General features: G+C 40.2%; 18 protein-coding genes and 1 pseudogene. 6 read left to right on the top strand and 13 right to left on the bottom strand.

From position 1 onward, the window contains the following. Window positions 1–413: 413 nt before the first annotated feature. The 3 genes and pseudogenes from metK to ADH54_RS11030 all read left to right on the top strand — a co-directional run. Window positions 414–1,604: a methionine adenosyltransferase gene (metK, locus tag ADH54_RS01665; RefSeq protein WP_049523745.1), complete on the top strand. Its 1,191-nt coding sequence runs from the start codon at window positions 414–416 to the stop codon at window positions 1,602–1,604. A 508-nt stretch (window positions 1,605–2,112) separates the two neighbouring features. Then, window positions 2,113–3,183 (top strand): tyrosine recombinase XerS, encoded by a 1,071-nt coding sequence (gene xerS / locus ADH54_RS01660; protein ID WP_049523743.1) that lies wholly within the window; start codon window positions 2,113–2,115, stop codon window positions 3,181–3,183. A 262-nt stretch (window positions 3,184–3,445) separates the two neighbouring features. Further along, a pseudogene (locus ADH54_RS11030) lies at window positions 3,446–3,604 on the top strand (integrase); the annotation flags it as partial. Window positions 3,605–3,730: 126 nt separating this feature from the next. Here ADH54_RS11030 and eno read toward each other — a convergent pair. Continuing rightward, on the bottom strand, window positions 3,731–5,035 hold the full coding sequence (eno, locus tag ADH54_RS01655; protein WP_049523741.1) for a surface-displayed alpha-enolase: 1,305 nt from the start codon (window positions 5,033–5,035) through the stop codon (window positions 3,731–3,733). 163 nt (window positions 5,036–5,198) lie between these two features. On the opposite strand from eno, the gene ADH54_RS01650 reads away from it, so the two are divergent. Continuing rightward, window positions 5,199–5,645: a DUF1694 domain-containing protein gene (locus tag ADH54_RS01650; protein WP_049523739.1), complete on the top strand. Its 447-nt coding sequence runs from the start codon at window positions 5,199–5,201 to the stop codon at window positions 5,643–5,645. On the opposite strand, the gene ADH54_RS01645 is transcribed toward ADH54_RS01650, so the two are convergent. From ADH54_RS01645 to ADH54_RS01590, 12 genes are all read right to left on the bottom strand, one after another. Then, entirely contained in the window at window positions 5,642–6,757 is a 1,116-nt protein-coding gene (locus ADH54_RS01645) for a glycerate kinase (RefSeq protein WP_049523738.1), read from the bottom strand. The genes ADH54_RS01650 and ADH54_RS01645 overlap by 4 nt on opposite strands. A gap of 9 nt (window positions 6,758–6,766) precedes the next feature. Then, on the bottom strand, window positions 6,767–7,411 hold the full coding sequence (gene serB, locus ADH54_RS01640; protein WP_000084485.1) for a phosphoserine phosphatase SerB: 645 nt from the start codon (window positions 7,409–7,411) through the stop codon (window positions 6,767–6,769). 58 nt (window positions 7,412–7,469) lie between these two features. After that, window positions 7,470–8,903 (bottom strand): glycogen synthase GlgA, encoded by a 1,434-nt coding sequence (gene glgA, locus ADH54_RS01635; protein ID WP_000697308.1) that lies wholly within the window; start codon window positions 8,901–8,903, stop codon window positions 7,470–7,472. Beyond that, a complete protein-coding gene (gene glgD, locus ADH54_RS01630; protein ID WP_049523735.1) occupies window positions 8,900–10,039 on the bottom strand; it encodes a glucose-1-phosphate adenylyltransferase subunit GlgD in 1,140 nt (379 codons plus the stop codon). The genes glgA and glgD overlap by 4 nt, the downstream gene beginning before the upstream one ends. Then, window positions 10,029–11,171 carry a glucose-1-phosphate adenylyltransferase gene (locus ADH54_RS01625; protein ID WP_049523733.1) on the bottom strand — a complete coding sequence of 381 codons (1,143 nt, stop codon included), beginning with the start codon at window positions 11,169–11,171 and terminating at the stop codon, window positions 10,029–10,031. Before ADH54_RS01625 ends, glgD begins: the two co-directional genes overlap by 11 nt. Further along, on the bottom strand, window positions 11,161–13,089 hold the full coding sequence (gene glgB / locus ADH54_RS01620; protein WP_049523726.1) for a 1,4-alpha-glucan branching protein GlgB: 1,929 nt from the start codon (window positions 13,087–13,089) through the stop codon (window positions 11,161–11,163). Before glgB ends, ADH54_RS01625 begins: the two co-directional genes overlap by 11 nt. 274 nt (window positions 13,090–13,363) lie before the next feature. Beyond that, window positions 13,364–14,788 carry an NADP-dependent glyceraldehyde-3-phosphate dehydrogenase gene (locus ADH54_RS01615; protein WP_049523724.1) on the bottom strand — a complete coding sequence of 475 codons (1,425 nt, stop codon included), beginning with the start codon at window positions 14,786–14,788 and terminating at the stop codon, window positions 13,364–13,366. A 266-nt stretch (window positions 14,789–15,054) separates the two neighbouring features. After that, complete coding sequence (gene pulA, locus ADH54_RS01610) at window positions 15,055–17,334, bottom strand: type I pullulanase (RefSeq protein ID WP_049523722.1); 2,280 nt, start codon at window positions 17,332–17,334, stop codon at window positions 15,055–15,057. Window positions 17,335–17,451: 117 nt separating this feature from the next. Then, a complete protein-coding gene (gene ligA / locus ADH54_RS01605) occupies window positions 17,452–19,410 on the bottom strand; it encodes an NAD-dependent DNA ligase LigA (protein WP_049523720.1) in 1,959 nt (652 codons plus the stop codon). A 92-nt stretch (window positions 19,411–19,502) separates the two neighbouring features. Then, window positions 19,503–20,681 (bottom strand): MFS transporter, encoded by a 1,179-nt coding sequence (locus ADH54_RS01600; RefSeq protein ID WP_049523719.1) that lies wholly within the window; start codon window positions 20,679–20,681, stop codon window positions 19,503–19,505. 79 nt (window positions 20,682–20,760) lie between these two features. After that, a complete protein-coding gene (locus ADH54_RS01595) occupies window positions 20,761–21,624 on the bottom strand; it encodes an XRE/MutR family transcriptional regulator (protein WP_049523718.1) in 864 nt (287 codons plus the stop codon). Window positions 21,625–21,627: 3 nt separating this feature from the next. Continuing rightward, entirely contained in the window at window positions 21,628–23,529 is a 1,902-nt protein-coding gene (locus tag ADH54_RS01590) for an ABC-F family ATP-binding cassette domain-containing protein (protein ID WP_049523716.1), read from the bottom strand. A gap of 153 nt (window positions 23,530–23,682) precedes the next feature. Between ADH54_RS01590 and ADH54_RS01585 the strand changes: the two genes are divergently transcribed. Then, a complete protein-coding gene (locus tag ADH54_RS01585; protein ID WP_049523714.1) occupies window positions 23,683–25,401 on the top strand; it encodes a phospho-sugar mutase in 1,719 nt (572 codons plus the stop codon). A gap of 110 nt (window positions 25,402–25,511) precedes the next feature. Beyond that, window positions 25,512–25,859, top strand: a complete 348-nt coding sequence (locus ADH54_RS01580; RefSeq protein ID WP_049523712.1) for a thiol reductase thioredoxin — start codon at window positions 25,512–25,514, stop codon at window positions 25,857–25,859. Window positions 25,860–26,129 lie beyond the last annotated feature (270 nt).

The raw sequence follows: 26,129 nt of genomic DNA, 5'->3' as shown, positions 1-26,129 counted from the left end.
TAATACTCTTCAAAACAAGTTAGCGTCATCTTGTATTAGGTATATATTACTAATTTAGTCAGTTTTATCTACAATCAAAAAGCTATTCTTTGATTTTTATTGAGTATATAGACTGCAAATTGCGTTAAAAAATGATATAATGGTAAAGTTATATAGTCCCGATAAGATGGTAGGTATTCAGAACTAAGGAGTTTTCCTACTAGTACTTTGTAACTCGCAAAGAATGACGGCTCCAAAGTAGTCGCTCGTCATTCTACGATTGTCGCTATAAGGCGGTCACCCTATGCGCCTTACTAGCTTCAGAAATAAAAAAGTATCGTTTTTATTTCTTTCGCGTCGTAACTCTTAGAAAATGAAAATACCTATCAGTACTTTGTAACTCTATAACACTATTTTTAAGGGGGGACATTTTTATGTCAGAACGTAAATTATTCACGTCTGAATCTGTATCTGAGGGGCATCCAGATAAGATTGCAGACCAAATTTCAGATGCGATTTTGGATGCTATTTTAGCCAAGGATCCAGAGGCGCACGTTGCTGCTGAGACAGCTGTATATACTGGATCTGTCCACGTTTTTGGTGAAATATCTACAAATGCCTATGTGGATATTAACCGTGTGGTTCGTGATACCATTGCAGAGATTGGCTATACCAATACCGAGTATGGATTTTCTGCAGAGACTGTAGGAGTACATCCATCTTTGGTGGAACAATCTCCTGACATTGCTCAAGGTGTTAACGAAGCCTTGGAGGTTCGTGGGAATACAGACCAAGATCCGCTTGACTTGATTGGTGCTGGAGACCAAGGGCTCATGTTTGGATTTGCAGTGGATGAAACAGAAGAGCTCATGCCATTGCCAATTTCACTCAGTCATAAATTGGTTCGTCGTCTGGCAGAACTTCGTAAGTCTGGAGAAATTAGCTATCTCCGTCCAGATGCAAAATCACAAGTTACAGTTGAGTACGATGAAAATGACCGTCCAGTACGTGTGGACACAGTCGTTATTTCAACTCAGCACGACCCAGAAGCTACTAATGAACAAATCCACAAAGATGTGATTGACAAGGTCATCAAAGAAGTTATTCCAACTTCTTATTTAGATGAGCAAACAAAATTCTTCATCAATCCGACTGGTCGTTTTGTAATCGGTGGACCTCAAGGAGACTCAGGTTTGACTGGTCGTAAGATTATCGTGGATACCTATGGTGGCTACTCTCGTCATGGTGGCGGTGCCTTCTCTGGTAAAGATGCGACTAAGGTGGATCGTTCTGCGTCATATGCGGCTCGCTATATTGCAAAGAATATTGTTGCAGCCGGTCTTGCTAAAAAGGCAGAAGTTCAATTGGCCTACGCTATCGGTGTTGCCCAACCTGTTTCTGTCCGTATCGATACCTTCGGTACAGGAACAGTAGCTGAAAGTAAGCTTGAAAAAGCAGCTCGTCAAATTTTTGACCTTCGCCCTGCAGGAATTATCCAAATGCTGGATCTTAAGCGTCCAATCTACCGTCAAACAGCAGCTTATGGACACATGGGACGTACAGATATTGACCTTCCATGGGAACGTTTGGACAAGGTAGACGCTTTGAAAGAAGCAGTCAAATAAAATCTTGAGAGGGGGACTTCCCCTCTTTTTTACTGATAAAAAAACATTTCACATATAAATAATTGAACTTTCTTAAAAATAAGACTACAATTAAGTTAGAAATGATAAAGCTAGAAAGGAGTTTACTGTATCAAATCTTTACAGTAAGATTAAGAATCATGAAAAAGAAAACGATAGCAATTATACAATGTATTTTGTATCTCATAGCTCCTTATATAGCTCTTCAATTATGTAGAATGAACAGAAGTTTCGTTACTGATCATCTCTTTTTTATTTTCCTTATTCTGCTGACTATTTCATTCTGGTTTAGTATTTGGAAGCTAGAAAAAGCACTAGATAATGATTCACAATAATAGCTCCAAAGACTTAGATCTGTTTTGTTTGCAGGTCTAAGTCTTTTTATCACTTTAAAAAACTCCTATAACATCTTTCCGAAAAACTATAATTTTCTTGAAAAATATATAAGCCTATGCTATACTACTAGTAGACTTATTTATGGAGAAAATACATGAAACGTGAGATTTTATTGGAACGAATCGATAAACTAAAACAAATCATGCCCTGGTATGTTCTGGAATACTACCAATCTAAGCTGGCTGTGCCCTATAGTTTTACAACCCTGTACGAATACCTTAAGGAATACGATCGATTTTTCAGCTGGGTTTTGGAGTCTGGGATTTCAAACTCTGATAAAATGTCTGATATTCCTTTATCTGTCTTGGAAAATATGTCAAAGAAAGATATGGAGGCTTTTATCCTTTATCTTAGAGAACGTCCTTTGCTGAATGCCAATACAAGTAAACAAGGTGTTTCTCAGACAACCATCAATCGGACTTTGTCAGCACTTTCTAGTCTTTACAAGTATCTGACTGAGGAGGTTGAAAACGACCAGGGCGAACCTTATTTCTATCGTAATGTAATGAAGAAAGTTTCAACTAAGAAAAAGAAAGAAACACTTGCTGCTAGAGCTGAAAACATCAAGCAAAAGCTCTTTCTAGGTGATGAAACAGAAGGTTTTCTAACTTATATTGACCAAGAGTACCCACAACAGCTCTCAAATCGTGCTCTATCATCGTTCAATAAAAATAAGGAACGTGATTTGGCTATTATCGCCCTTCTCTTGGCATCTGGTGTCCGTTTATCTGAAGCTGTTAATCTGGATCTAAGAGATCTCAATCTCAAGATGATGGTTATTGATGTCACTCGAAAAGGTGGCAAACGCGATTCGGTCAATGTTGCTGCCTTTGCTAAGCCTTATTTAGAGAATTATCTGGCCATTCGAAATCAACGCTATAAGACGGAAAAAACAGACACAGCCCTCTTTTTGACACTCTATCGAGGTGTTCCCAATCGTATTGACGCTTCCAGCGTTGAAAAAATGGTTGCTAAATACTCTGAGGACTTCAAAGTCCGTGTAACACCCCATAAACTACGACATACCCTAGCAACTAGGCTCTATGATGCTACTAAATCTCAAGTTTTGGTCAGTCATCAGCTAGGACATGCCAGCACACAAGTCACTGACCTCTATACCCATATCGTCAACGATGAACAAAAGAATGCTCTGGATAGTTTATAAACTACATAAAATAAATTATGTAGTTTATAAAAAAGGGATTCAATAAACTATTAATCTTATTTGATCATATCAAATACAATTGCTAACAGAGTAAATAGCTTTAAAGAATATGAAATAAAATTTATGTGGCCACTAGCTTGCCTTTCTTTGTAATATCCTGGATATGCAAATCACTTATAATTGGTATTCATCTCAAAATAAGAGGATTCCACAAAAATAAATCAAATTAAGCACCTATAAAAGCATGCTGCCTGCGATGGCCAATATTTTATCAGAAAATAAAATTCCTTTAAAAACAATCATGGACAGGGTTGGTCATTCCGACTCTGAAGTCACTACTTCCATCTACACCCACGTCACGAAGAACATTAAAGATGAAGCAATCAAGGTACTGGATAAAGTTATGAAAAAGATTTTTTAAAAAGTTTTGTCCCCTAAATACAAAAATAGCCCTTCGGATAAAATCCGAGGGGCTAGAAACGTTGTTAAATCAACGACCGAACTTTTGAGTTTCAAGGTTCGGGATAAAATAGTTCACTGAACTATTTTATTTTTTCAAGTTGTAGAATGATTTCAATCCACGGTATTCTGCTACTTCACCAAGTTGGTCTTCGATGCGAAGCAATTGGTTGTATTTAGCGATACGGTCTGTACGTGAAAGTGAACCAGTCTTGATTTGTCCTGCGTTAGTTGCAACTGCGATGTCAGCGATTGTTGAATCTTCAGTTTCACCTGAACGGTGTGATACAACGGCAGTGTAACCAGCTTCTTTCGCCATTTCGATAGCGTCGAATGTTTCAGTAAGAGTACCGATTTGGTTAACTTTGATAAGGATTGAGTTAGCAGCACCTTCTGCAATACCTTTTTCAAGGTAAGAAGTGTTTGTTACGAAGAAGTCGTCACCAACCAATTGAACTTTACCACCAAGACGTTCAGTAAGAGCTTTCCAACCGTCCCAGTCGTTTTCATCCATACCATCTTCGATAGTGATGATTGGGTATTTGTTTACCAATTCTTCAAGGTAGTCGATTTGTTCTGCAGCAGTACGTACAGCAGCGCCTTCACCTTCGAATTTAGTGTAGTCGTAAACTTTACGTTCTTTATCGTAGAATTCTGATGAAGCACAGTCAAATCCGATAAATACGTCTTTACCAGGAACATATCCAGCAGCTTCGATAGCAGCAAGGATAGTTTCAACTCCGTCTTCAGTTCCTTCGAAACGAGGAGCGAATCCACCTTCGTCACCTACGGCTGTTTCCAAACCACGAGATTTAAGGATTTTCTTAAGAGCATGGAAGATTTCAGCACCCCAACGAAGAGCTTCTTTGAATGATGGCGCACCAGCAGGTACGATCATGAATTCTTGGAAAGCGATTGGAGCGTCAGAGTGAGAACCACCGTTGATGATGTTCATCATTGGAGTTGGAAGAACTTTAGTGTTGAATCCACCAAGGTAGCTGTAAAGTGGGATTTCAAGGTAGTCAGCAGCAGCACGAGCTACAGCGATAGACACACCAAGGATTGCGTTTGCACCCAATTTACCTTTGTTAGGAGTACCGTCAAGTGCGATCATAGCACGGTCGATAGCTTGTTGATCACATACATCGTAGCCGATGATAGCTTCAGCAATGATGTTGTTTACGTTGTCAACAGCTTTTTGTGTACCAAGACCACCGTAACGAGATTTGTCACCGTCGCGAAGTTCAACTGCTTCGTGTTCACCAGTAGAAGCTCCTGATGGAACCATACCACGTCCGAAAGCACCTGATTCAGTGTAAACTTCTACTTCAAGTGTTGGGTTACCGCGTGAGTCTAGGACTTCGCGAGCGTAAACATCAGTAATAATTGACATTTTTTACTCTCCTTATGAGTTAAATTTTTTACACCTCTATAATACCTTAAAACACCTCCTTTTTCAAGAAAAAACGTTATCTTTGTGCAAATTTTCCTTAACTTTATAAAGTAATCGCTTTCTTTTGTCTGTTTTATTCTAACTTTTATGATATACTGTTTTCATGACAGATTTATCAAAACAATTACTTGAAAAAGCTCATGGTGGAGCAAAATTAAATCCAGATGAGCAAAGACGCTATCTTGGCACTTTTGAGGAAAGAGTTCTTGGATATGCAGATATTGACACAGCAAATAGCCCTCAGTTAGAAAAAGGCTTTTTATCTATTTTAGAAAACCTTCAGGAAAAAGCAGAGCCTCTATTTGTGAAGATTTCACCAACTATCGAATTTGACAAACAAGTTTTCTACTTAAAAGAAGCTAAAGAAACTGATAGTCAAGCTACCATAGTATCTGAAGAGCATACTACTTCTCCCTTCGGTCTGATTATCCATAGCAATGCACCAGTACAAGTAGAAGAAAAGAACATTCGACTTGCTTTTGCAAAACTTTGGGAAGTTAAAAAGGAAGAACAATCCAAAACATCCTTATGGAAAAAATGGTTTGGCTAAATCTTGCGCATAGTTAATAAGTACCCGATATTGGCTGCCGTGCGCTCCAGATAGAGGCGGGCATTTTTCAAACTATCTTCTAAAGGTTCACTTTTCTCCAAAATAGAAAAGGCAGCTTGGATATTTTCAAATGGTAAGGGAGGTAAATCTTCAGCAAGACTACCACAAATAGCAATAACAGGAACTCCAACAGGGGTTCTTTTTGCTACACCAATAGGCGCTTTACCTGCTAAGCTTTGACGATCTAGCCTCCCTTCTCCTACAACAACCAAGTCAGCATCTGAAACTTTCTTATCAAAGTTGATTAAGTTCAAGCAGGTATCAATTCCAGACACGATATTTGCCTGAGCAAAGGCACACAAACCAGCAGCAAGACCTCCACCAGCTCCTGCTCCTTTAATTTGCAATGTTGCAGGGGAGACTTTTTTATAAAAATCTTGAATTGCCTGATCTAGGACTGGAAACATAGCAGGATCTAGGCCTTTTTGTTTGCCAAAAGTGTAGGTCGCACCTTGATAACCACATAAGGGACTCACGACATCTGCTAAAATACGAATTTGCACATCTTCAGGAATTTCATAGCGATTTTCTGTTGAGACAGAAGCTAAGTTTAGTAAGGATTGACCACAAGCGGGCAACTCATCTCCATCCCTATCATAAAATCGATAACCTAAACTCGCAGCGATCCCAATTCCTCCGTCATTACTGGCCGTGCCACCAACGCCAATATAGATATCTTTAATCCCTTGAGCAATGAGATAGCTAATCAACTCTCCAATACCACAAGTTTGGATTTGTAGTGGATTTCGTTTCTCCAGAGGAATTTTTCCAAGGCCGACCAAGTCAGCTACTTCAAATAGGGCTAATTCCCCTTTTTTAAAATAGCGCATGGATTCTTTTGGGCCAAAAGGTCCTGTCACTTGGATCCATTTTTCTTCTAGGTCAAGAGAATGTCGGATAGCATCTACAGTGCCTTCTCCACCATCACCAACAGGGCAGAGGAGATAGTCTACATCTGCAAGCGATTGTTGGAAACCTCTTTTTATAGCTTCAGCCACCTCTTCAGAGCTCAAACTTTCCTTAAATGAATCTGGTGCAATTACAATCTTCATATTTTCCCCTCATTCTAAACAGTCAATCAAAGGAAGAACTTCTAAAAAATCCCTCTTGTCAACATGATTCGGTATTTCTTTTTTGAGCACTTCTTTAGCACAAAAAGCAATTCCTAGTCCTGCTGATTTCAACATTAATAAGTCATTGGCACCATCACCGATTGCAACCGTTCTTTCTCTAGGAAGTTTTAGTTCCTCTCTCCATTGTTCCAGAGTTGCTTTTTTGACTTCAGGATTAATAATTTGTCCAACTAACTTTCCTGTTAGATGACCGTCTTTAACTTCAAGTTGGTTGGCAGATAAATAGGCAATACCAAGGGATTTTGCAAGCCTCTCAACTATTGGAGTAAATCCACCAGACACAAGACCAACTAGGATGTCGTTCTTTTGGAGAATTGAGATGAATTCTTGGGCATTTGGCGAGAGATGAATGGAGTTGAAGACTTTCTCAAAAACCGAAATAGGAAGGCCTTCCAACAAGGAAACTCTGTCTCGTAAACTGCTTTCAAAGTCTACCTCTCCTCGCATTGCCCGACTTGTAAGCTGCGCAATTTCCTCCTCACAACCTGCCTCTCTTCCCAACAAATCAATCACTTCTTCTAGGATTAAGGTTCCATCCACATCCAACACACACAAGCCTTTTACTTGAGACATCAGTTCTCCTCTCTAAATAGCCTAAAAATCGTATGAAGTCATCATACGATTTTATCTATTAATTAACTAAACTATGGTACAAGTCAAGGTATGACCTGCAGGCTGTATCCCATGAGAAATCACACTCCATAGCTTGTTTTTGTAGATTTCTCCAAACATCAGGATGGTTTCTATACAAGTCCAAAGCTGTTTGGAAAGTCCAATTTAACCAGTAAGGAGATAGATTGTCAAAGCTAAAGCCAGTACCGCTTCCTTCGATTGGATTGAAAGCGCGAACGGTATCTCGCAAGCCACCAACTTCATGAACCAATGGCAAGGTTCCGTAACGCATAGCCATCATCTGAGACAAGCCACACGGTTCGAAACGACTTGGCATGAGGAAGAGGTCACAAGCAGCGTAGATTTCTTGAGCAAGTTTGACATCAAAAGTGATATTTGCTGATAGCTTGTCTGGGTAAATCTGAGCAAACCATGAGAAAGCTCCTTCAAAGGCCGGATCTCCAGTTCCCAAAAGAACAATCTGAACATCATTTTGCAAGATATGGTGAAGACTTTCCACCACCACATCAAAACCCTTTTGACGTGTCAAACGAGAAACAATTCCCACCAGTGGAACGTCAGCTCTAACTGGCAAGCCAACTCTCTCTTGTAATTTTGCCTTGTTTTGGGCTTTCCCAGACAAATCTTCCTGATTGAAATGATAATCTAAAAGAGCATCCGTCTGAGGATTATACAGGTCAGCATCAATCCCATTCACGATACCAGATACCTTGCCAGATTCCATTCGAAGAATCTGATCCAAGTTACAACCAAACTGACTGGTCATAATTTCATGAGCATAACTAGGTGAAACCGTTGAAACACGATCCGCATAGAGAATACCTGCCTTCATCCAGTTCAGACAGTTGTTCCAGCGAAGGGTACCATCAGCATAACGCTCAAAGCCAACTCCAAACAAATCCCATAACATTCCTTCTGAAAATTGTCCTTGGAATTCCAAATTATGAATGGTTAAAACAGTTTTAATACCTTGATAGGCTTGAATCCAACGGTATTTTTCCTTTAACAAGAAAGGAATCATAGCTGTATGGTAGTCATGAACATGGAGAAGGTCAGGAATGAAGTCAATCCTTTCCATAGCCTCAATGGCAGCCAGTTGGAAGAAAGCGAAGCGTTCCCCATCGTCAAAATCACCGTAAACATGGCCACGGAAGAAATAATATTGGCTGTCAATAAAGTAGAAGGTTACACCGTTTAAGACGGTTTTCTTAATCCCACAGTACTGTCTGCGCCAACCAACACTCACCTCAAAATGAAGCACATCTTCAATCTGATTTCCAAATTTAGCCTCTACCATGTCATAGTAGGGTAAAATCACTGCAACTTCGTGCCCAGCTTTTACCAGTGATTTGGGAAGAGCGCCAATGACATCTCCCAAACCACCTGTTTTTGAAAAGGGTGCACCCTCAGCTGCTACAAATAAAATTTTCATGAATGAATATCCTCTGTTACTTTGCTACCTTTCTTAACGACAACTGGATGTTCTGCAGTTCCTCGAATCACAACACCAGGCTCAACTTCAACACCCTTGTCCAAGATAGCATATTCGACCTGAGCGCCTTCTCCAATAACAACACGAGGGAAGAGCAGGCTATCTTTAACCAGGCTATCCTTATGAACATGAGTATTACGTGATAAAACAGAATTAGCCACTTGACCTTCAATAATACTACCAGAGGCAAACTGAGAAGTACTTACCTTAGATGTATTGGCATAGTAAGTTGGCTCTTCGTTTTTGACCTTTGTATAAATCTTTTGATTTGGTGAGAAGAGAGAGTAAAATTTTTGTGATTCAAGCATATCTTTGTTAGCTTTGTAATAAGACTCTACAGAATGAATATTTGCTAAATAACCTGTGTACTCGTAGGCAAAAGCCCCTTCTTTTGCAGCCAAATCCCGTAAAACATAGCGTAACTTCTCTGGATGTTCTTTCTTAGCTTCTTCTTCTAAGCGTTCAATCAACCAAGGTGTATCAACGACAAAAATATCTGTAGACATGTTATAGATTTGATCTGGTAACTCGCTATCAAAGAGTTTATGAGAACGAACATGGTCTGTTTCATCCACTTCCAAGATTGCGTTTACTTCTGAAATGTCTTTCTTAGCTAGTTTTTTATAAACTACAGTGATAGGCCCTTTTGTTGTACTATGTAGGTGGAAAACTTGGTTCAAATCAATGTTAATCAAGACATCACAGTTGAGGGCAACCGTTTGGTTTGAGCCAGAACGTTTCAAATAAGTAAGAAGCTGTTGGTAGTATTCTTTTCCAACTGTGCTACTTTCTACACGGGTATTGTAAATACCTAGATAATAGTGACTGAGAAGAGTGGACAAGCCCCACTCGCGTCCTGAACGAATATGGTCAAAGACTGAGCTGATATTATCCTGCTGGAAAATACCAAAGACGCTACGAACACCTGCATTAGCAAGACTAGAAAGCGGGAAGTCGATCAAACGATATTTCCCACCAAATGGCAAACTTGCTACTGGACGGTGGTCTGTCAATGTCGACATATCGTGAAAACCAACTGTATTTCCTAAAATGGCAGAATATTTATCAATCTTCATCTGTTGCTACCCCCACTACTTCATTATATCCTACAACTTGTACTTCTTCTGTTCCATCAATTTCGACACCGTCAGAAATAACTGCACCTTCACCAATAATGGCACGTTTGATTTTAGCTCCCTGACCAACAATGGCTCCACTCATGATAACTGAATCAACAACTTCTGCCCCTTCTCGAACTTGCGCACCTGTTGAAAGGATAGAATGTTTAACAGTTCCATCTACAAAACAGCCATCGACAACCAAAGAATCTTCCACATCAGCATTTGCACCAAGGAAGTTTGGTGGTGAAATTAAGTTTCTTGAGTAAATCTTCCATTGACGGTTACGACTATCCAAGGCATTTTCTGGAGAAATGTACTCCATGTTCGCTTCCCAAAGTGACTCAATGGTACCAACATCTTTCCAGTAACCTTTAAATTCATAGGCATAGACACTTTCACCTGACTCAAGGTAATTTGGAATGACATTTTTACCAAAGTCTGACATGTCAACCTTGCTCTTTTCAGCAGCGACTAACATATTACGAAGGCGTTGCCAATCAAAAATGTAGATTCCCATAGAAGCTTTTGTAGATTTAGGTTGAGCTGGTTTTTCTTCAAATTCAACAATACGATTGTTAGCATCTGTGTTCATGATACCAAAACGGCTAGCTTCTTTCAGGGGAACATCAAGAACTGCTACTGTCAAACTGGCATTATTATCCTTGTGAGACTGGAGCATATCATCATAGTCCATTTTGTAGATATGGTCTCCAGACAGAATCAAAACATACTCAGGATTGACACTGTCGATATAGTCGATATTTTGGTAAATAGCGTGACTAGTCCCTTCAAACCAACGATTTCCTTCACTGGCAGAATAAGGTTGAAGAATAGAGACACCAGAATTGATACCGTCTAGTCCCCAGCTTGAACCGTTCCCAATATGATTGTTGAGAGCAAGTGGTTGATACTGTGTAATGACCCCCACATTATGAATCCCTGAGTTGGCACAGTTTGATAGAGCAAAGTCAATGATACGGTAGCGCCCACCAAATTGCACAGCTGGTTTTGCGATGCTTTGAGTGAGTTTACCGAGACGAGTTCCTTGCCCACCAGCAAGAATCAAAGCTAACATTTCATTCTTCATTTTCTACTCCTTTTTGGTTTTTATTTGTGACGGTTTTAGTAGATTTCAAGCGACGTTTGATTTTCCATACACTAGCTCCCATAGCCGGTAGGGTAAAGGTTAAGGTCTGCTCATAATCTTTCCATAGTCCTTCTTGCGTTTGAACAGTTTGATTATGTTCTTTCCAAACGCCTCCCCACTCTTCTAACTCAGTATTCCAGACTTCTTCGTAAATTCCTGCAACAGGTAGTCCGATTGTAAAATCTTTCCGTTCAACAGGTGCCATATTAAAGACGCAGACTAACATTTCTCCCTTTTTACCCTTACGAATAAAGGAAAGAACACTCTGGTCTCGATTATCCGCATCAATGATTTCAATACCATCATAGCTGGTATCAATTTCCCACAGACAGCGGTTGTCTTTGTAAAACTGGTTTAGCTGAGAAGTGAAATACTTCATCTTAGCATTCATTGGGTCTTCTAGGTTAGACCATTCCAACTGTTCTTCAGATTTCCATTCTAGGAATTGACCATATTCGCTACCCATGAAAAGCAATTTCTTACCAGGGTGACAAATTTGGTACGTATAGAGATTGCGTAAGCCTGCGAATTGATTGTAACGATCTCCCCACATCTTGTGCATCATACTCTTCTTACCATGAACTACTTCATCGTGTGAGAATGGTAGGAGATAATTCTCCTTGAAGACGTACATAAAGCTGAAAGTCACCAGGTTAAAGTCGTATTTACGATAAATCGGATCTTCTTCATAGAAACGGAGAATGTCATTCATCCAACCCATATTCCATTTGTAGTCAAATCCTAGACCATCTGAATCCTTGGTGTCAGTAATCTGAGTAGCTGAAGAACTTTCCTCAGCTATCATCATAACGTCTGGATGAACTAGTTTAATCACATCATTCAAGCGTTGAAGGAAATAATAACCCTCATAGTTGAGATTACCACCATCTTTATTAGGTGTCCATGGCGCATCATCATAATCAAGATAGAGCATGTTGCTAACCGCATCCACTCGAATACCGTCCAAATGGTAAAAGTCAATCCAAAACTTGATACTAGAAATCAAGAAGGACTGAACTTCATTTTTTCCAAGGTCAAAATTGAGTGCACCCCAACCGTAGTTATGGGCCTTATTATGGTCTTGGTATTCAAAAGTCGGTGTTCCATCATAATAGGCCAAGGCATCATCATTGATAGTAAAGTGACCAGGTACCCAGTCTACAATAACGCCTATATTGTTTAAGTGACATTCCTCAACAAAATCTTGAAACTCTTCAGGACGACCATAGGCATGCTCTAGAGCAAAGTAACCCATAAGCTGATAGCCCCAACTCAAACCTAGTGGGTGAGACATCAGAGGCATAAACTCAATGTGGGTATAATTCATCTCAACCAAGTAAGGAATGAGTTCATCTTTCAATTGAGAAAAACTATAGGGGCTACCATCAGGATTTCTCTTCCAAGAACCAGCATGAGTCTCGTAAATATTAACAGGACGCTCTTCAAAGCTCAAGCGTTTTCTACGGGCTAGCCAGAGACCATCCTTCCATTTTTTTTCTGGAATATCTGTTAAAATAGCACCAGTCCCAGGTCGTGCCTCATACCGTACAGCAAAAGGGTCAATCTTCATCAGCTGATGACCATTTGCACGTGTGATATGATACTTATAAATTTGACCTTCTTGAGCAAGACTGGTAAAGACTTCCCATACTCCAAATTCATTCCGTTCCATCGGAATTTGATGTTCAACCCAATTGGTGAAATCCCCTACCAAGTGAACAGCCTGAGCATTGGGTGCCCATACACGAAAAGTGTAGCCATACACACCATTTTTTTCTTCCCTATGAGCTCCCAGATAGTGCTGGAGGTGAAAATTTTCACCTGTCATAAAGGTTTTTAAAGCATTATTTTTATCCATACACCCTCCTAATTCTGTAAGCGTTTTCCATAGATTTATTATACTACCTTTTTATGTAAGATTCAAGTAAATTACCATATTTGGTAAAAATTCTTTTGAAAATCTTCAAAAAATGAACTTATCCATTCACTTATAAATCAAGGAATGACAGATAGTTTGTGAAAACGTCCTCTTTTTGATTACTATCATATCACAAAGTTCGTATTTTATCCAAATATAGCATTGTTTTTATGTAAAAAACAAAACCAGGAAAACAATTTCCTGATTTTACATTTTATTTCACATCAAAAACAATGGATTTGACATTTGTCATCGCTTCAATGCTATATTTAATTCCTTGCACTCCAGCTCCAGAACCTTTGACACCAAGGAATGGGAAATTATCTGGACCACGTTGGGTTTTATTATTAATATGAACTGTACCCACTTCAAGTTTTTCAGCAATTTCAAAGGCTTTTTTGAAATCATTTGTAAAGACTGAGGATTGAAGACCGAATTCAGATTCGTTGGCAAAGGCAATTGCTTCTTCTACATTAGCCACACGAATAATTGGTAAAACAGGGCCAAATGGCTCTTCCCATGCTACTTTCATATCTTTTGTAACTTGGTCAAAAAGCACTGGCCAGAGAAGATTGCCCTCACGTTTGATTGGTGTAAGATCCTGAGCCCCTTTTTCTTGTGCATCCTCAATCAAGCCCCAGATGAAGTCGGCTGAAGCATTGTCAATAACAGGTGTAATATCAGCATTGTCAAATGGGTCACCAACTGTTAATTTAGCAACCTCTGCTTGAAGCAAAGTAACTAATGTATCTGCAACACTTTCGAGAACAATAACACGTTTAATGGCCGTGCAACGTTGTCCTGAGTAGCTAAAGGCACCTGCAACAATTTGCTTGGCAGCATGTTCCAAATCTGCATCTTCTAGTACAAGAGCTGCATCTTTCCCACCAAGCTCCAGCATGATAGGACGCATACCAGCTAAACGACCAATACGTTCTCCGATAGGGGTTGATCCTGTAAAGTTGATGAAGTTGACTTCTTTGTGCCCAATGATATAATCCCCAATTTCTGAACCACGCCCCGTAATGGTATTGAAAACACCTGCTGGAATCCCTGCTTCTTCAAATGCTTTAGCCAACAAGAGACCAGAAATAGAACCTTGTGTTGGTGGCTTAAACATAACCACATTCCCTGCAATCAAAGCCGGAGCAATCTTAGATCCAGAAAGATTAACTGGATAGTTAAAGGGAGCAATAGCTAGCACGACTCCAACCGGCTCACGACGGACAACAGCCAGTTTGTTTTTACTTGCTGCCTCAAAACCACCACCTTCCATTGCTTGTCCAGTGATACGGAGACCTTCCTCGGCAGCATAACGAATCAAGTCTGCTGTACGCACTACTTCTCCAATGGCTGCTTTAATCCCTTTTGCTACTTCTTTGGCAAGGATAGTACCAATTTTTTCTTTATCGCGTTCTAAAATAGCTGCTGTTTTATGCAAATAAGCCGCACGTTCAACTGCTGACAAAGCACGCCATGCAGGCAAGGCTGCACGCGCAGCTTGCATAGCCTCGTCTACTTCTGCTTGGCTCATAGCGGGTACTGTCCCTAATTCTTCTTGATTGATTGGTGAATAAATCGTAATTTCTTTTTCAGATGATTTCCATTCTCCATTTACTAAATTCTTATATCTTGTCAAATTCTCGTCCTCCTGAAAATGATTAAGATATATTTTACCAAATTTTCAGAAAATTACAACCCTTTTTGCAATATTTTTGAGATTATTTTCACAAGCTTGACTTTTCAAACTATTTGAACTCTTTTGTTAAGCAGTCAGTACAAGAAGAAAAGGCTTAGATGAACTAAACCTTTTTCATGCTATGTTATTCTTCATTGAGTTTTATAATTTTTAGCAAGAAGATATCCTAGAAATTATACGACACAATTGAAAACTTTTGATTTTTTCTACAAGACTTTAAAGACGCTGGTGCTAACGCCACCAACCATGTCTTTATCACTTAAATGGCTATTGGTCACCAATAGTTCTAGATTTCCAGCATTTTCAAACTGGAAGTCTTGTCCTTTAGCATTAAATACAACCAGTAAATGGTCTTCCCCTTGAATCTCATAGACAATCAAACCGCTATGTTCATTTGCTGAATGAACAAAAACATGATGGTAAATTTCATCATAAGTAGGGTAAGAAAAGGCACCGGTTCCTGTCTTCAATCGAATCATCTGACGGATAAACGCAATACTATCTTGACGCTCATTAAGCAAGTTCCAGTTCACTTGGTTCACACTGTCTGGAGCATTATAGCTATTCATCGCACGCTCTCTATCATCATGGGACAACTCACCATTTTCACCAGTCGCAACTAGTTTGGTACGACCAAATTCTTGACCGATTTCCATAAAGGCCATCCCTTGCATGAGTAGGTTCATAGCTGTGGCTGTCTCAACCTTGCGCATGATTTGTTCTGAACTTTGGTCTGGATGAAGAGTTGCCAATAAATCGTGAAGATTGTAATTGTCATGGGCTTCCACATAGTTAAGTACTTGATTTGGATGTGTATAGGTTCCTAATTCACGACTGCCTAGGATTGCTTTGGCAAGAATTGGCTCTGTCGCAGCACCGCTGACAAAACCTGATTTAATTGCACCGTAAACTTCTCCACCTTTGACAGCATCACGCTGATTGTCATTAAAGAAACCAATATTTGGCATTTCGTAGGCGTTGTCTTTCTTAGCCTTATCATAAGGGGCAAGACCTGTTCCCATGTCCCAACCTTCTCCATAAAGGATAATGTTAGGGTCGATTTCATCCAAGCTCTGACGAATCATCTGCATGGTCTTGACATCATGAATCCCCATCAAGTCAAAACGGAAGCCGTCAATATTGTATTCCTGCACCCAGTATAGAAGAGAATCAATCATATACTTGCGGAACATTTCATGTTCGCTGGCAGTTTCATTTCCAACACCCGTTCCATTCTGGAAGGTACCATCTGGATTCATACGATAATAGTAATCAGGGACAGTTGTTTGGAAAGGTGCATCAACAACTGAGAAGGTATGGTTATAGACCACATCCATAATAACACCAATTCCCGCATCGTGGTAAGCTTGAACCATGGTTTTCAAATCACGAATGACCTGAGCTGGGTCATCTGGATTAGTTGAAAAACTAGTTTCTGGCGCGTTATAGTTTTGTGGGTCATAACCCCAGTTGTAGGTTACATTTCCATCCTCATCATATTCTTTATGACGGTCTGCAATTGGTTGCAACTGAACATAATTGTAGCCCAGCTTCTTAATGTAATCAAAAGCAGTTGCTTGGCCGTACTGGTTAACCGTCCCTGTCTGAGCCGCACCCAAGAAAGTTCCTCGAAGATGTTCATCCACACCTGAGGTCGGTGATTTGGTCAAATCACGAATGTGCATTTCACAAATAACTGCCTTACATGGATTTGCCAAGCGCCAAGTAGCCTCTGAACCGTGCTTGACCTCGAAGTTTGCAACTTGCTTTTCTTCATGGCTCAGGATAGCTGAACGTTTGCCATCAGGACTGGTCGCGATGGTGTAGGGGTCGCGTGTCACTGTTTGGTGATGAGGGAATTGGACTTGATACTGATAAGCCTTACCAGTCAAATCTTCCTCAACATCCAAACTCCAGACACCGATTGTATTGTCTTTATGGTTATAAGAGTAGCTATTGCCTCTTTCCATCTCAAAAGTCTTCCAAACAGGAGCATTGTTAGCGACAGATTCATAAACGACAACCTGCACTTCTGTCGCTGTTGGAGCCCAAAGAGCAAAATGCGCTTGATTATCCTCTACACGGCACCCCAATTCATCTTGGTAACCCCAATGATGGTCAAAACTAGCACTATTAATGGCCTTGTCAAAGGCAAAAGGATTTTGATTTTTATAGAAAGGACTGGCAATAGCAGGATTTTCAGAATAATAAATTCTGTCATCCCCTTCCAAAATCCAGACCTCTGTTAAAAGAGGATAGTGATTAAAACGGATAGCATATTCTTTACTAGTTTGGCCTGTATGAACGACAAAATTCAAGCTTTCTAAGGCATGAGCACTTGGGTGTTCAAAACTAAATAAGGCACCAAAATAATCTTCTTTGTAGGTTAGCAAATCAATCCGCTGGTCCTGACCTTTTACAAAAGAGCAAGTATCGTATTCTCCATTCTTGCGATGGTAATGAATGCGCATAGGGTAGTTATACATTGTTTATTTTTCCTTTTTACTTCTATTTTCTTTCTATTTCACTAATAAATTCTTGACCAATTTTGTCACGACTATCAAACATAGTAATATTATCTAAACTCTGATTTTAAACGATTATTACAAGTTTTCTAGCCAAGCTTCATCTCGAACTTCGATACCAAGTTCTTGTGCCTTTTGAAGTTTACTTCCAGCATCTGCTCCTGCCACGACGAGGTCGGTCTTTTTAGACACACTGCCTGTTACCTTGGCACCTAGACTTTCGAGTTTACTTTTAGCTTCTGAGCGCTTGAGACGTTCCAATTTTCCAGTCAATACCACGGTCAAACCTGACAAGGCTGCATCTGCTACTACAGTCTGACCTTTGTAGGCCAGATTGACTCCAGCTTCTCTCAATTCTCTGAGGAGAATTTCAGAGCCTTCTGTCGCAAAATATGTCTGAAGACTCTTGGCGATCACGCCACCCAGACTTTCAATACTAGCCACTTCCTCTGGATCTGCCTGAGCCAGATTTTCGATTGAATGAAAATGTTGAAGTAATAGCTGACTGGCCTTGCTTCCGACATGACGAATTCCCAAACCAAACAAGAGTTTCTCGGCAGAATTTTCCTTAGATGCTTGAATGGCTTGATACAGTTTAGAAGCAGACTTTTCCTTAACCCCCTCTAAAAGGAGGAAATCCTCTTCTTGTAATCTGTAAATATCCGCCACATCCTTGACTAAATTGGCAGCAAATAGCTTCTCAACAATAGATGGACCAAGGCCTGTAATATTCATGGCATCTCGAGAGGCAAAGTGGATCAAACCTTCCATGATTTGGGCAGGACAACGCGGATTGATACAACGGAGGGCCACTTCATCTTCAAAGTGCAACAAATCAGAGTCACAACTTGGACAGTTTGTAGGGATATCCAGTTTTTCTTCAGAAATTCTTTTGGACTCTACCACACGTAAAACGGCAGGGATGATGTCCCCGGCCTTATAGACGATGACCGTGTCGTCTTTGCGGATATCTTTTTCAGCAATATAATCCACATTGTGCAGGGTCGCACGGCTAACAGTTGTACCAGCTAGTTGTACTGGTGTTAGATTCGCAGTTGGGGTTACAACACCCGTACGGCCAACTGTCCAATCAACTGATAAGAGTTGAGCTTCTTTTTCTTCAGCTGGGAACTTGTAGGCCACTGCCCACTTTGGTGCCTTGACGGTAAAACCGAGTTCTTCTTGGCCTGCTAAGTCATTGACCTTGATCACCACCCCATCGATATCATAAGGCAGATTCTCCCGTTCCTCTCCTACTTCTTGGATAAAATTCCAAATCTCATCCATGCTTTCAGCCAAGATTCGCTTAGGATTGACCACAAAACCTAGTTGTTCTAGGTGCTTCAAAACCTTTTCTTGGCTGTCACGAGTTGAAGGGCTGGCTTCTTGATAGAGAAACGTTGCAAGATTGCGCTTGGCAACTACTGCTGTATCCAACTGTCGCAGGGTGCCTGCCGCCGCATTACGAGGATTGGCAAATTCAGGCTCTCCATTTTCTTGGCGAGCTTGGTTGACCTGGTCAAAAGAAGCGCGTGGCATATAACATTCCCCACGAACGGTGATATCTAGTTCTTCTGGCAAGGTCAAAGGAATGTCCTTAACACGCTTGAGGTTTTCCGTGATATTCTCCCCAACAGAACCATCTCCACGCGTTGCCCCAGCAACTAAAATCCCCTTTTCATAAGTCAGCGAGATAGATAAGCCATCGATTTTCAACTCACAAATATAGGTTGGATGGGCCACTTCCTTACGAACACGCGCATCAAAAGCTTCAAGCTCCTCACGTGAAAAAGCATCCTGCAAACTATAAAGAGGATACTGATGACTGTATTTTTCAAAACCATCTAAAACCTTGCCACCAACACGATGGGTCGGACTATCTGCTAACACTTGATCTGGATAGGCAGTTTCTAACTCAACCAACTCTCTGTAAAGGCGATCATACTCATTGTCTGAAACCGACGGATTATCGCTGGTATAGTACTCAGTCGCATAGCGATTGAGCAAGGCGACTAACTCATTCATTCTTTTATTCATAAGACCATTTTACCATAAAACAAGCCCTCCTCACAAACGAGAAGGGCGGAAAAAACACTTAGTTTGAAATTATTTTTGAAACTCAAGCAGCCTTATATCAATTTTTCAAAATGAGTTCGAACATAAATAAACGATATACAAGACAAGATGATAACACCACTTCCAATTATCAGGAAAGAAGAGAGATGTACACTTGGCAAGACTGTCATAAATCCTTTTGCAATAGGCATAAATAGAATAGCTAAGGTAAAAATTGTACTCAGTACTCTCCCAAGAAATTCGCTCTCAACCTTGGTTTGTACTTGAGTAAAAAAGTGAATATTAAAAATCGTCATAAACAATTCACAAACTAAATTTCCAGAAAAGGAAAGCAAATTTGGCAGTGGTAATCCCATCATAAAAACTCCGACACCTGTCAAAGCCAGTAAAATCAAAAGATTATAAACATTAGCTTTAATTTTACTAGCTAGAAGAGCCCCAATGATGGAACCAATAGCCCCCATAGTTAAAATACTTGCATAGGCTCCTTCTGACCCGTAAAGCTGATTCGAAAAGGGAAGTAGAAATTCAAAAGCTGCAAAAAAGAAATTAACGCTGGAAGCTACCAGCAAAAGGAAGAAAATTTCTTGCTGATGCCAGATATAGTGTAACCCATCCTTGATACCTACAAAAATATCTCTCCCAGTAAAAGCCTTTTTCTCTTGAACTTTTGCTTCCTCTTTTGGAAGGAAAGCCACTAGAACAAAAGCAATGAAAAAAGTCAGCGAGTCTAGCAGTAGCGTCGTATGGAGACTGGCAAATTGTAAAACAAGGAAGGAAAGAACAGGAGAGCTAACACCTACAACCTGCAAAACCAGCTCTAAGCGAGAGTTATAGATCACAATCTCATCTTTCTCAACAACCTCAGTTATAATGGCTTTATTGGCTGTACGAGAAAATGCAAAGGCAACCGCCTGAACAATATTGGCAAAAATCAAAGCTCCAATCATCCAGCTGTCATTCCTTATAAAAGAAATAGCCAGACAAAGAATCCCACAAACAAGGTCTGTCACCATTAAAATCCTACGACGAGAAAAACGGTCTGATATAACTCCACCAAAGGGATTGACTAGAATAGATGTGACGAGTTCAGAAATCTGATACATTCCTAAAACAGTCTGGCCGATAGTTCCCATGGAAGCCAACCAGACACTATTTCCATAATCATAGAGCATATTCCCTATCTTGTTAACAGCTCCGCGACTAATCAACTGTACTGCATAGCGATTCATATAAAAACTCCTCTCAAATTTTGAAACTATTGTATCAAAACTGAAAGGAGCTTTTTATTTTTTCCCTTATTTGGGAAAATTAATCTTTGACAAATTTTTCGTAGTGTTCTTGATAGTAGGCTACTTGCTCTGGTAGAGCTAGCACATCAAAAATATGCATGGCCTCTTGCATTTTGCTACAACCTTCTTTACACTTTCCTTTTTGATATAAGGCAAAACCTTTTAAATAATGGAAAACATTACGCTCATAAAGCTTAATACCTTTACCAATAATCTTCTCTGTATAAGCCTCAAAATAGCTTGCATTGTCAAAAGAAAGATGCTCTAAACAATGCTGGTAACAATTGAGGGCCAAAATCAACACTAATCTCTTATGGCGACCAATCTCTTGGTAAAATTCCTCCCTCTCCATAACTTCTCTACCAATCCGAGTGACATAATCCACATCGTAGAAACTATAGAGGTTACCGAAAAGAATCAACTCATACATGGTCCATTCTTCTGTTTTGAAGAGATAATCTGCTACCTTATCCAAATCATCCTGCTTCATATCATAAGTCGCATCTCTTTGACAAATCAGACCCTGTAGCAAAATCCAGTTCAGCTCAAAATAGAGAGGATTGGTCGAACTCTTAGCCTTTTCAAGTTGTTCTCTTTGAAGCTTTTGAAAACCTGCAATATCATTTGAGTAATAAAGCGGAATAATTTGTCCCATCATGGCAACATGTTCATGATTATGAAAATTCCTAGCCTTATCCATGAAATTTTCAATAGTTACATGAATGTTATCCAAAATCTCAAAAAAACGTGAAACTGCTAGGTCAGACTCCCCAAGCTCAAAACGAGATAACTGAGAGGTAGAGCAAGACTCCCCTGCTGCCTCCTTTAAAGAATAATTTCCACTTGTTCGAAATTCACGAAATACCTTTCCAAGATGTTTCATTTTTTACACCTGCTCCGATAATTCTTCCCACTCAAGCATAGCTTCTTCCTGACGGTGGCTAATTTTGTCCAACTCAGCCTGCAATTCCATGAGTTTGTCGGCATCATTTGTTTCCAACATTTGTTCAGAAATGACTTGACTTTGACTTTCTAACTCTTCGATTTCAGCTTCTAGATTTTCAATTTGTCGCATGAGTTTGCGAACTTCTTTTTGACTTTCTTTCTGAGCTTGATAGTCATTAACTGGGCTTGCTTCTTTTACTTGATTGCTAGTTGAAGTTTCCTCTATCTGACTGACTTCCATTTCAGCCTTTTTATCGACATAGTAGTCGTAATCTCCCAAGTAGAGAGTTGAGCCATTCTCAGATAATTCTAGAACATGAGTTGCTACACGATTGATAAAGTAACGGTCGTGGCTGACAAATAGAATAGTTCCATCAAAGTCAATCAAGGCATTTTCTAGCACTTCCTTACTATCAATATCCAAGTGGTTGGTCGGCTCGTCAAGGATCAGGAAGTTGTTGTTCTCCATAGATAATTTAGCCAAAAGCAAACGAGCTTTCTCTCCACCTGACAACATGCCAACTGATTTTTTAACATCATCACCAGAGAAAAGAAAGGCACCTAGACGGTTACGGATTTCAACTTCTGGTATCAGTTTAAAATCATTCCAAAGTTCATCAAGCACCGTATTACTTGGTGTCAGCTTGCTTTGGGTTTGGTCATAGTAACCAACCTCAACATTAGCCCCAAATCGCTTTTCTCCCTTGATAAATGGAATCTGGTCCACGATTGATTTGATAAAGGTTGACTTGCCAATACCATTAGGACCAACAATCGCAATAGCATTCATTTTACGAAGGTCTAGGTTGATTGGCTCTGACAATATTTCCCCATCATAACCAATGGCTGCATTTTCAACTGTCAAGACAACATTACCAGACGTTTTTTCAGACTGGAAGGTCATATTGGCTGATTTCTTACCAGCTTCAGGCTTGTCCAAACGCTCCATTTTTTCCAGTTGTTTTCGGCGAGATTGGGCACGTTTGGTCGTTGAAGCTCGGACTAGATTACGATTGACAAAGTCTTCCAGAGCTGCGATTTCCTTCTGTTGCTTTTCATAGTTTTTTGCCTCAGTAGCTAGTTTTTGCTCCTTCAACTCGACAAAACGAGAGTAATTGCCCACATAGCGATCCAAGGAATGCTTGGTCAAATCTAGCGTAATTGTCGCAACCTTGTCTAAGAAATAACGGTCGTGGCTGACAATAATGAGAGCACCGCTATAATTTACCAAGTAATTCTCTAGCCAAGCGATGGTTTCAATATCCAAGTGGTTAGTTGGCTCGTCCAATACCAAGAGATTGGGCTTTTCAAGTAGCATTTTGGCAAGTGCCAAACGAGTATTTTGACCACCTGAAAGTTCAGCTATTTTCATCTGCCACATAGATTCGTCAAACTTGAATCCATTTAAAATCGCTCGAATATCAGCTTCATAGGTAAAGCCGCCTGCTTGGCGAAAATTCTCAGATAAGCGATCGTAATCTGACATCAGTTTATCCAAATCCTCACCAGACTTTTCACCCATCTCCAACTCCATCTGACGCAGTTGTTTCTCAGTCCGACGCAAGTCATCAAAGACATGAAGCATCTCATCGTAGATGGTGTTTTCAGATTCAAAACGGCTATCTTGGGCTAGGTAAGACAGAGAAATATCTTTTTTCTTATTGATTTCTCCACTAGTTGGCTCCTCTTCTCCAACCAAAATCTTCAAAAGAGTAGACTTACCTGCACCATTTTTTCCAACAAGAGCAATCCGGTTTCGTTCATCAACCTGCAGGTTGATATTATCAAAAAGAACTTCTCCTGCAAAAGATCGTTCAATTTTATTAGCTTGTAAAATAATCATACAAGTAGTATAGCATGTTTCCCTAAGGCATTCAAGACTTGATAAACAGGCATATATCACTACTTTTCTGAAACTTATGCTACCGTTTTACTAAAATGCTAAAAAGTGCTATAATGTGAACGGTTAAAACAATTTACAAAAAGGAGAATTTTAATGTCTTACCAAGAAAATTACCAGAAATGGGTTGATTTTGCGGAGCTTCCTGACTACCTTCGTCAAGATTTGGAAAATATGGACGAAAAAACAAAGGAAGATGCCTTCTATACAAATCTTGAATTTGGTACTGCAGGGATGCGTGGCTTGATTGGTGCTGGTACAAACCGCATCAACATCTACGTTGTTCGCCAAGCTACTGAAGGATTGGCTCGTTTGATTGAGTCAAAAGGTGGAAACGAGAAAGAACGCGGTGTGGCAATTGCCTACGACAGCCGTCACTTCTCACCTGAGTTTGCCTTTGAATCTGCTGCAGTTCTTGCTAAACACGGCATCAAATCTTACGTATTTGAAAGCCTTCGTCCAACTCCAGAACTCTCATTTGCAGTTCGTCACCTCAACTGTTTCGCAGGTATCATGGTCACAGCCAGTCACAACCCTGCACCATTTAACGGATACAAGGTTTACGGTGAAGACGGTGGACAAATGCCTCCACACGACGCAGACGCTTTGACTACTTATATCCGTGCTATCGAAAACCCATTTGCAGTTGAAGTTGCTGATGTGGAAGCTGAAAAAGCTTCTGGCTTGATTGAAGTTATCGGCGAAGCTGTTGACGTAGAATACCTTAAAGAGGTTAAGGACGTAAACATCAACCCAGCCTTGATTGAAGAATTCGGTAAAGACATGAAGATTGTCTACACACCACTTCATGGTACTGGTGAAATGTTGGCTCGCCGTGCTCTTGCCCAAGCAGGATTTGACTCAGTTCAAGTCGTTGAAGCGCAAGCAACTGCCGATCCTGACTTCTCAACTGTAAAATCTCCAAACCCAGAAAGCCAAGCAGCCTTTGCCCTTGCTGAAGAACTTGGTCGTCAAGTTGGTGCAGACGTTCTTGTCGCAACTGACCCTGATGCTGACCGTGTTGGTGTTGAAGTTCTTCAAAAAGATGGTAGCTACCTCAACCTTTCAGGTAACCAAATCGGTGCCATCATGGCTAAATACATCTTGGAAGCCCACAAAAACGCTGGAACTCTTCCTGAAAATGCAGCCCTATGTAAATCTATCGTATCAACTGACTTGGTAACGAAGATTGCTGAAAGCTACGGCGCAACCATGTTCAACGTTTTGACAGGTTTCAAATTCATCGCTGAAAAAATCCAAGAATTTGAAGAAAAACACAATCACACTTACATGATGGGATTTGAAGAAAGTTTCGGTTACTTGATTAAACCATTCGTACGTGATAAAGATGCAATCCAAGCCGTTCTTGTCGTTGCTGAACTTGCTGCCTACTACCGCTCACGTGGTTTGACTCTTGCTGACGGTATCGAAGAAATCTACAAAGAGTATGGCTACTATGCAGAAAAAACAATCTCTGTTACTCTTTCAGGTGTCGATGGTGCTGAACAAATCAAAGCGATTATGGCTAAATTCCGTAACAATGCTCCAAAAGAATGGAACTCAACAGCTATCACTGTCGTAGAAGACTTCAAGGCTCAAACTGCTACTGCTGCTGACGGTACCGTTACAAACTTAACAACTCCTCCAAGTGATGTGTTGAAATACACACTTACTGACGGCTCATGGATTGCCGTTCGCCCTTCAGGTACAGAACCAAAAATCAAATTCTACATTGCAGTTGTAGGGGAAACCAACGAAGAATCACAAGCTAAGATTGCTAATATCGAAGCAGAAATCAATGCTTTTGTAAAATAAGGCCCTATAAAAGATGAGACAAACCAATCTCATCTTTTTTCGTATCAAATCTAAGCAATTTTAGAAACTTTATGGCATACTAGACTTATCAATGAAAGCGAGGTAATCTCATGGAACAATTTTTAGAAAACATCAAAGAACTCGAAGTCACTACAGTTGCGCGTGCGCAAGAAGCTCTTGATAAAAAAGAAACTGCAACCTTCTTTATCGGTCGCAAAACTTGCCCTTACTGCCGTAAATTTGCAGGTACTTTAGCAGGTGTCGTAGCTGAAACCAAAGCTCACATTTACTTCATCAATAGTGAAGAACCAAGCCAACTCAATGAGTTGCAAGCATTCCGCTCACGCTACGGAATCCCAACTGTACCAGGCTTTGTTCACATTGCGGATGGACAAATCAATGTCCGTTGCGACTCCTCAATGTCAGCACAAGAAATCAAGGACTTTGCTGGATTATAAAAAATCAGCTAACAAGTCTTAAAATCACAAAAACGCATAATGGAGCCAAAGAACGCTTTGCTAAGTACATAGATTTTTAGGATACGACAAAAACGTTGTATCCTTTTTGGTATCCCTTTTTTAAAAAAGAGGGTCTGTTTTAAGGTCTGTCTTTTTCGCAAAAGAATACCAAGGAATACCAAAGACAAAAATCATGATCCCCCGTCTAACGGGTGGTTTGTCCCAGGGCTATAAGCCCAAATTACCAGCCAGCGCCCAAAGACGCTGGCT

The sequence above is a fragment of the Streptococcus pseudopneumoniae genome (assembly GCF_001072315.1).
Lineage (GTDB): Bacteria > Bacillota > Bacilli > Lactobacillales > Streptococcaceae > Streptococcus > Streptococcus pseudopneumoniae_R.
This window is presented reverse-complemented; position numbering and strand designations above follow the sequence as displayed.

What these genes read in the sequence shown, in the direction of transcription:
- serB (WP_000084485.1), bottom strand. Translation starts at nt 7,411, where the DNA reads ATGTCTCAAGTAAAAGGCTTGTGTGTGTTGGATGTGGATGGAACCTTA.
- ADH54_RS01645 (WP_049523738.1), bottom strand. Translation starts at nt 6,757, where the DNA reads ATGAAGATTGTAATTGCACCAGATTCATTTAAGGAAAGTTTGAGCTCT.
- ADH54_RS01595 (WP_049523718.1), bottom strand. Translation starts at nt 21,624, where the DNA reads ATGAAACATCTTGGAAAGGTATTTCGTGAATTTCGAACAAGTGGAAAT.
- glgA (WP_000697308.1), bottom strand. Translation starts at nt 8,903, where the DNA reads ATGAAAATTTTATTTGTAGCAGCTGAGGGTGCACCCTTTTCAAAAACA.
- ADH54_RS01585 (WP_049523714.1), top strand. Translation starts at nt 23,683, where the DNA reads ATGTCTTACCAAGAAAATTACCAGAAATGGGTTGATTTTGCGGAGCTT.
- ADH54_RS01590 (WP_049523716.1), bottom strand. Translation starts at nt 23,529, where the DNA reads ATGATTATTTTACAAGCTAATAAAATTGAACGATCTTTTGCAGGAGAA.
- ADH54_RS01625 (WP_049523733.1), bottom strand. Translation starts at nt 11,171, where the DNA reads ATGAAGAATGAAATGTTAGCTTTGATTCTTGCTGGTGGGCAAGGAACT.
- ADH54_RS01580 (WP_049523712.1), top strand. Translation starts at nt 25,512, where the DNA reads ATGGAACAATTTTTAGAAAACATCAAAGAACTCGAAGTCACTACAGTT.
- glgD (WP_049523735.1), bottom strand. Translation starts at nt 10,039, where the DNA reads ATGAAGATTGATAAATATTCTGCCATTTTAGGAAATACAGTTGGTTTT.
- pulA (WP_049523722.1), bottom strand. Translation starts at nt 17,334, where the DNA reads ATGTATAACTACCCTATGCGCATTCATTACCATCGCAAGAATGGAGAA.
- ADH54_RS01600 (WP_049523719.1), bottom strand. Translation starts at nt 20,681, where the DNA reads ATGAATCGCTATGCAGTACAGTTGATTAGTCGCGGAGCTGTTAACAAG.
- glgB (WP_049523726.1), bottom strand. Translation starts at nt 13,089, where the DNA reads ATGGATAAAAATAATGCTTTAAAAACCTTTATGACAGGTGAAAATTTT.
- ligA (WP_049523720.1), bottom strand. Translation starts at nt 19,410, where the DNA reads ATGAATAAAAGAATGAATGAGTTAGTCGCCTTGCTCAATCGCTATGCG.
- xerS (WP_049523743.1), top strand. Translation starts at nt 2,113, where the DNA reads ATGAAACGTGAGATTTTATTGGAACGAATCGATAAACTAAAACAAATC.
- ADH54_RS01650 (WP_049523739.1), top strand. Translation starts at nt 5,199, where the DNA reads ATGACAGATTTATCAAAACAATTACTTGAAAAAGCTCATGGTGGAGCA.
- eno (WP_049523741.1), bottom strand. Translation starts at nt 5,035, where the DNA reads ATGTCAATTATTACTGATGTTTACGCTCGCGAAGTCCTAGACTCACGC.
- metK (WP_049523745.1), top strand. Translation starts at nt 414, where the DNA reads ATGTCAGAACGTAAATTATTCACGTCTGAATCTGTATCTGAGGGGCAT.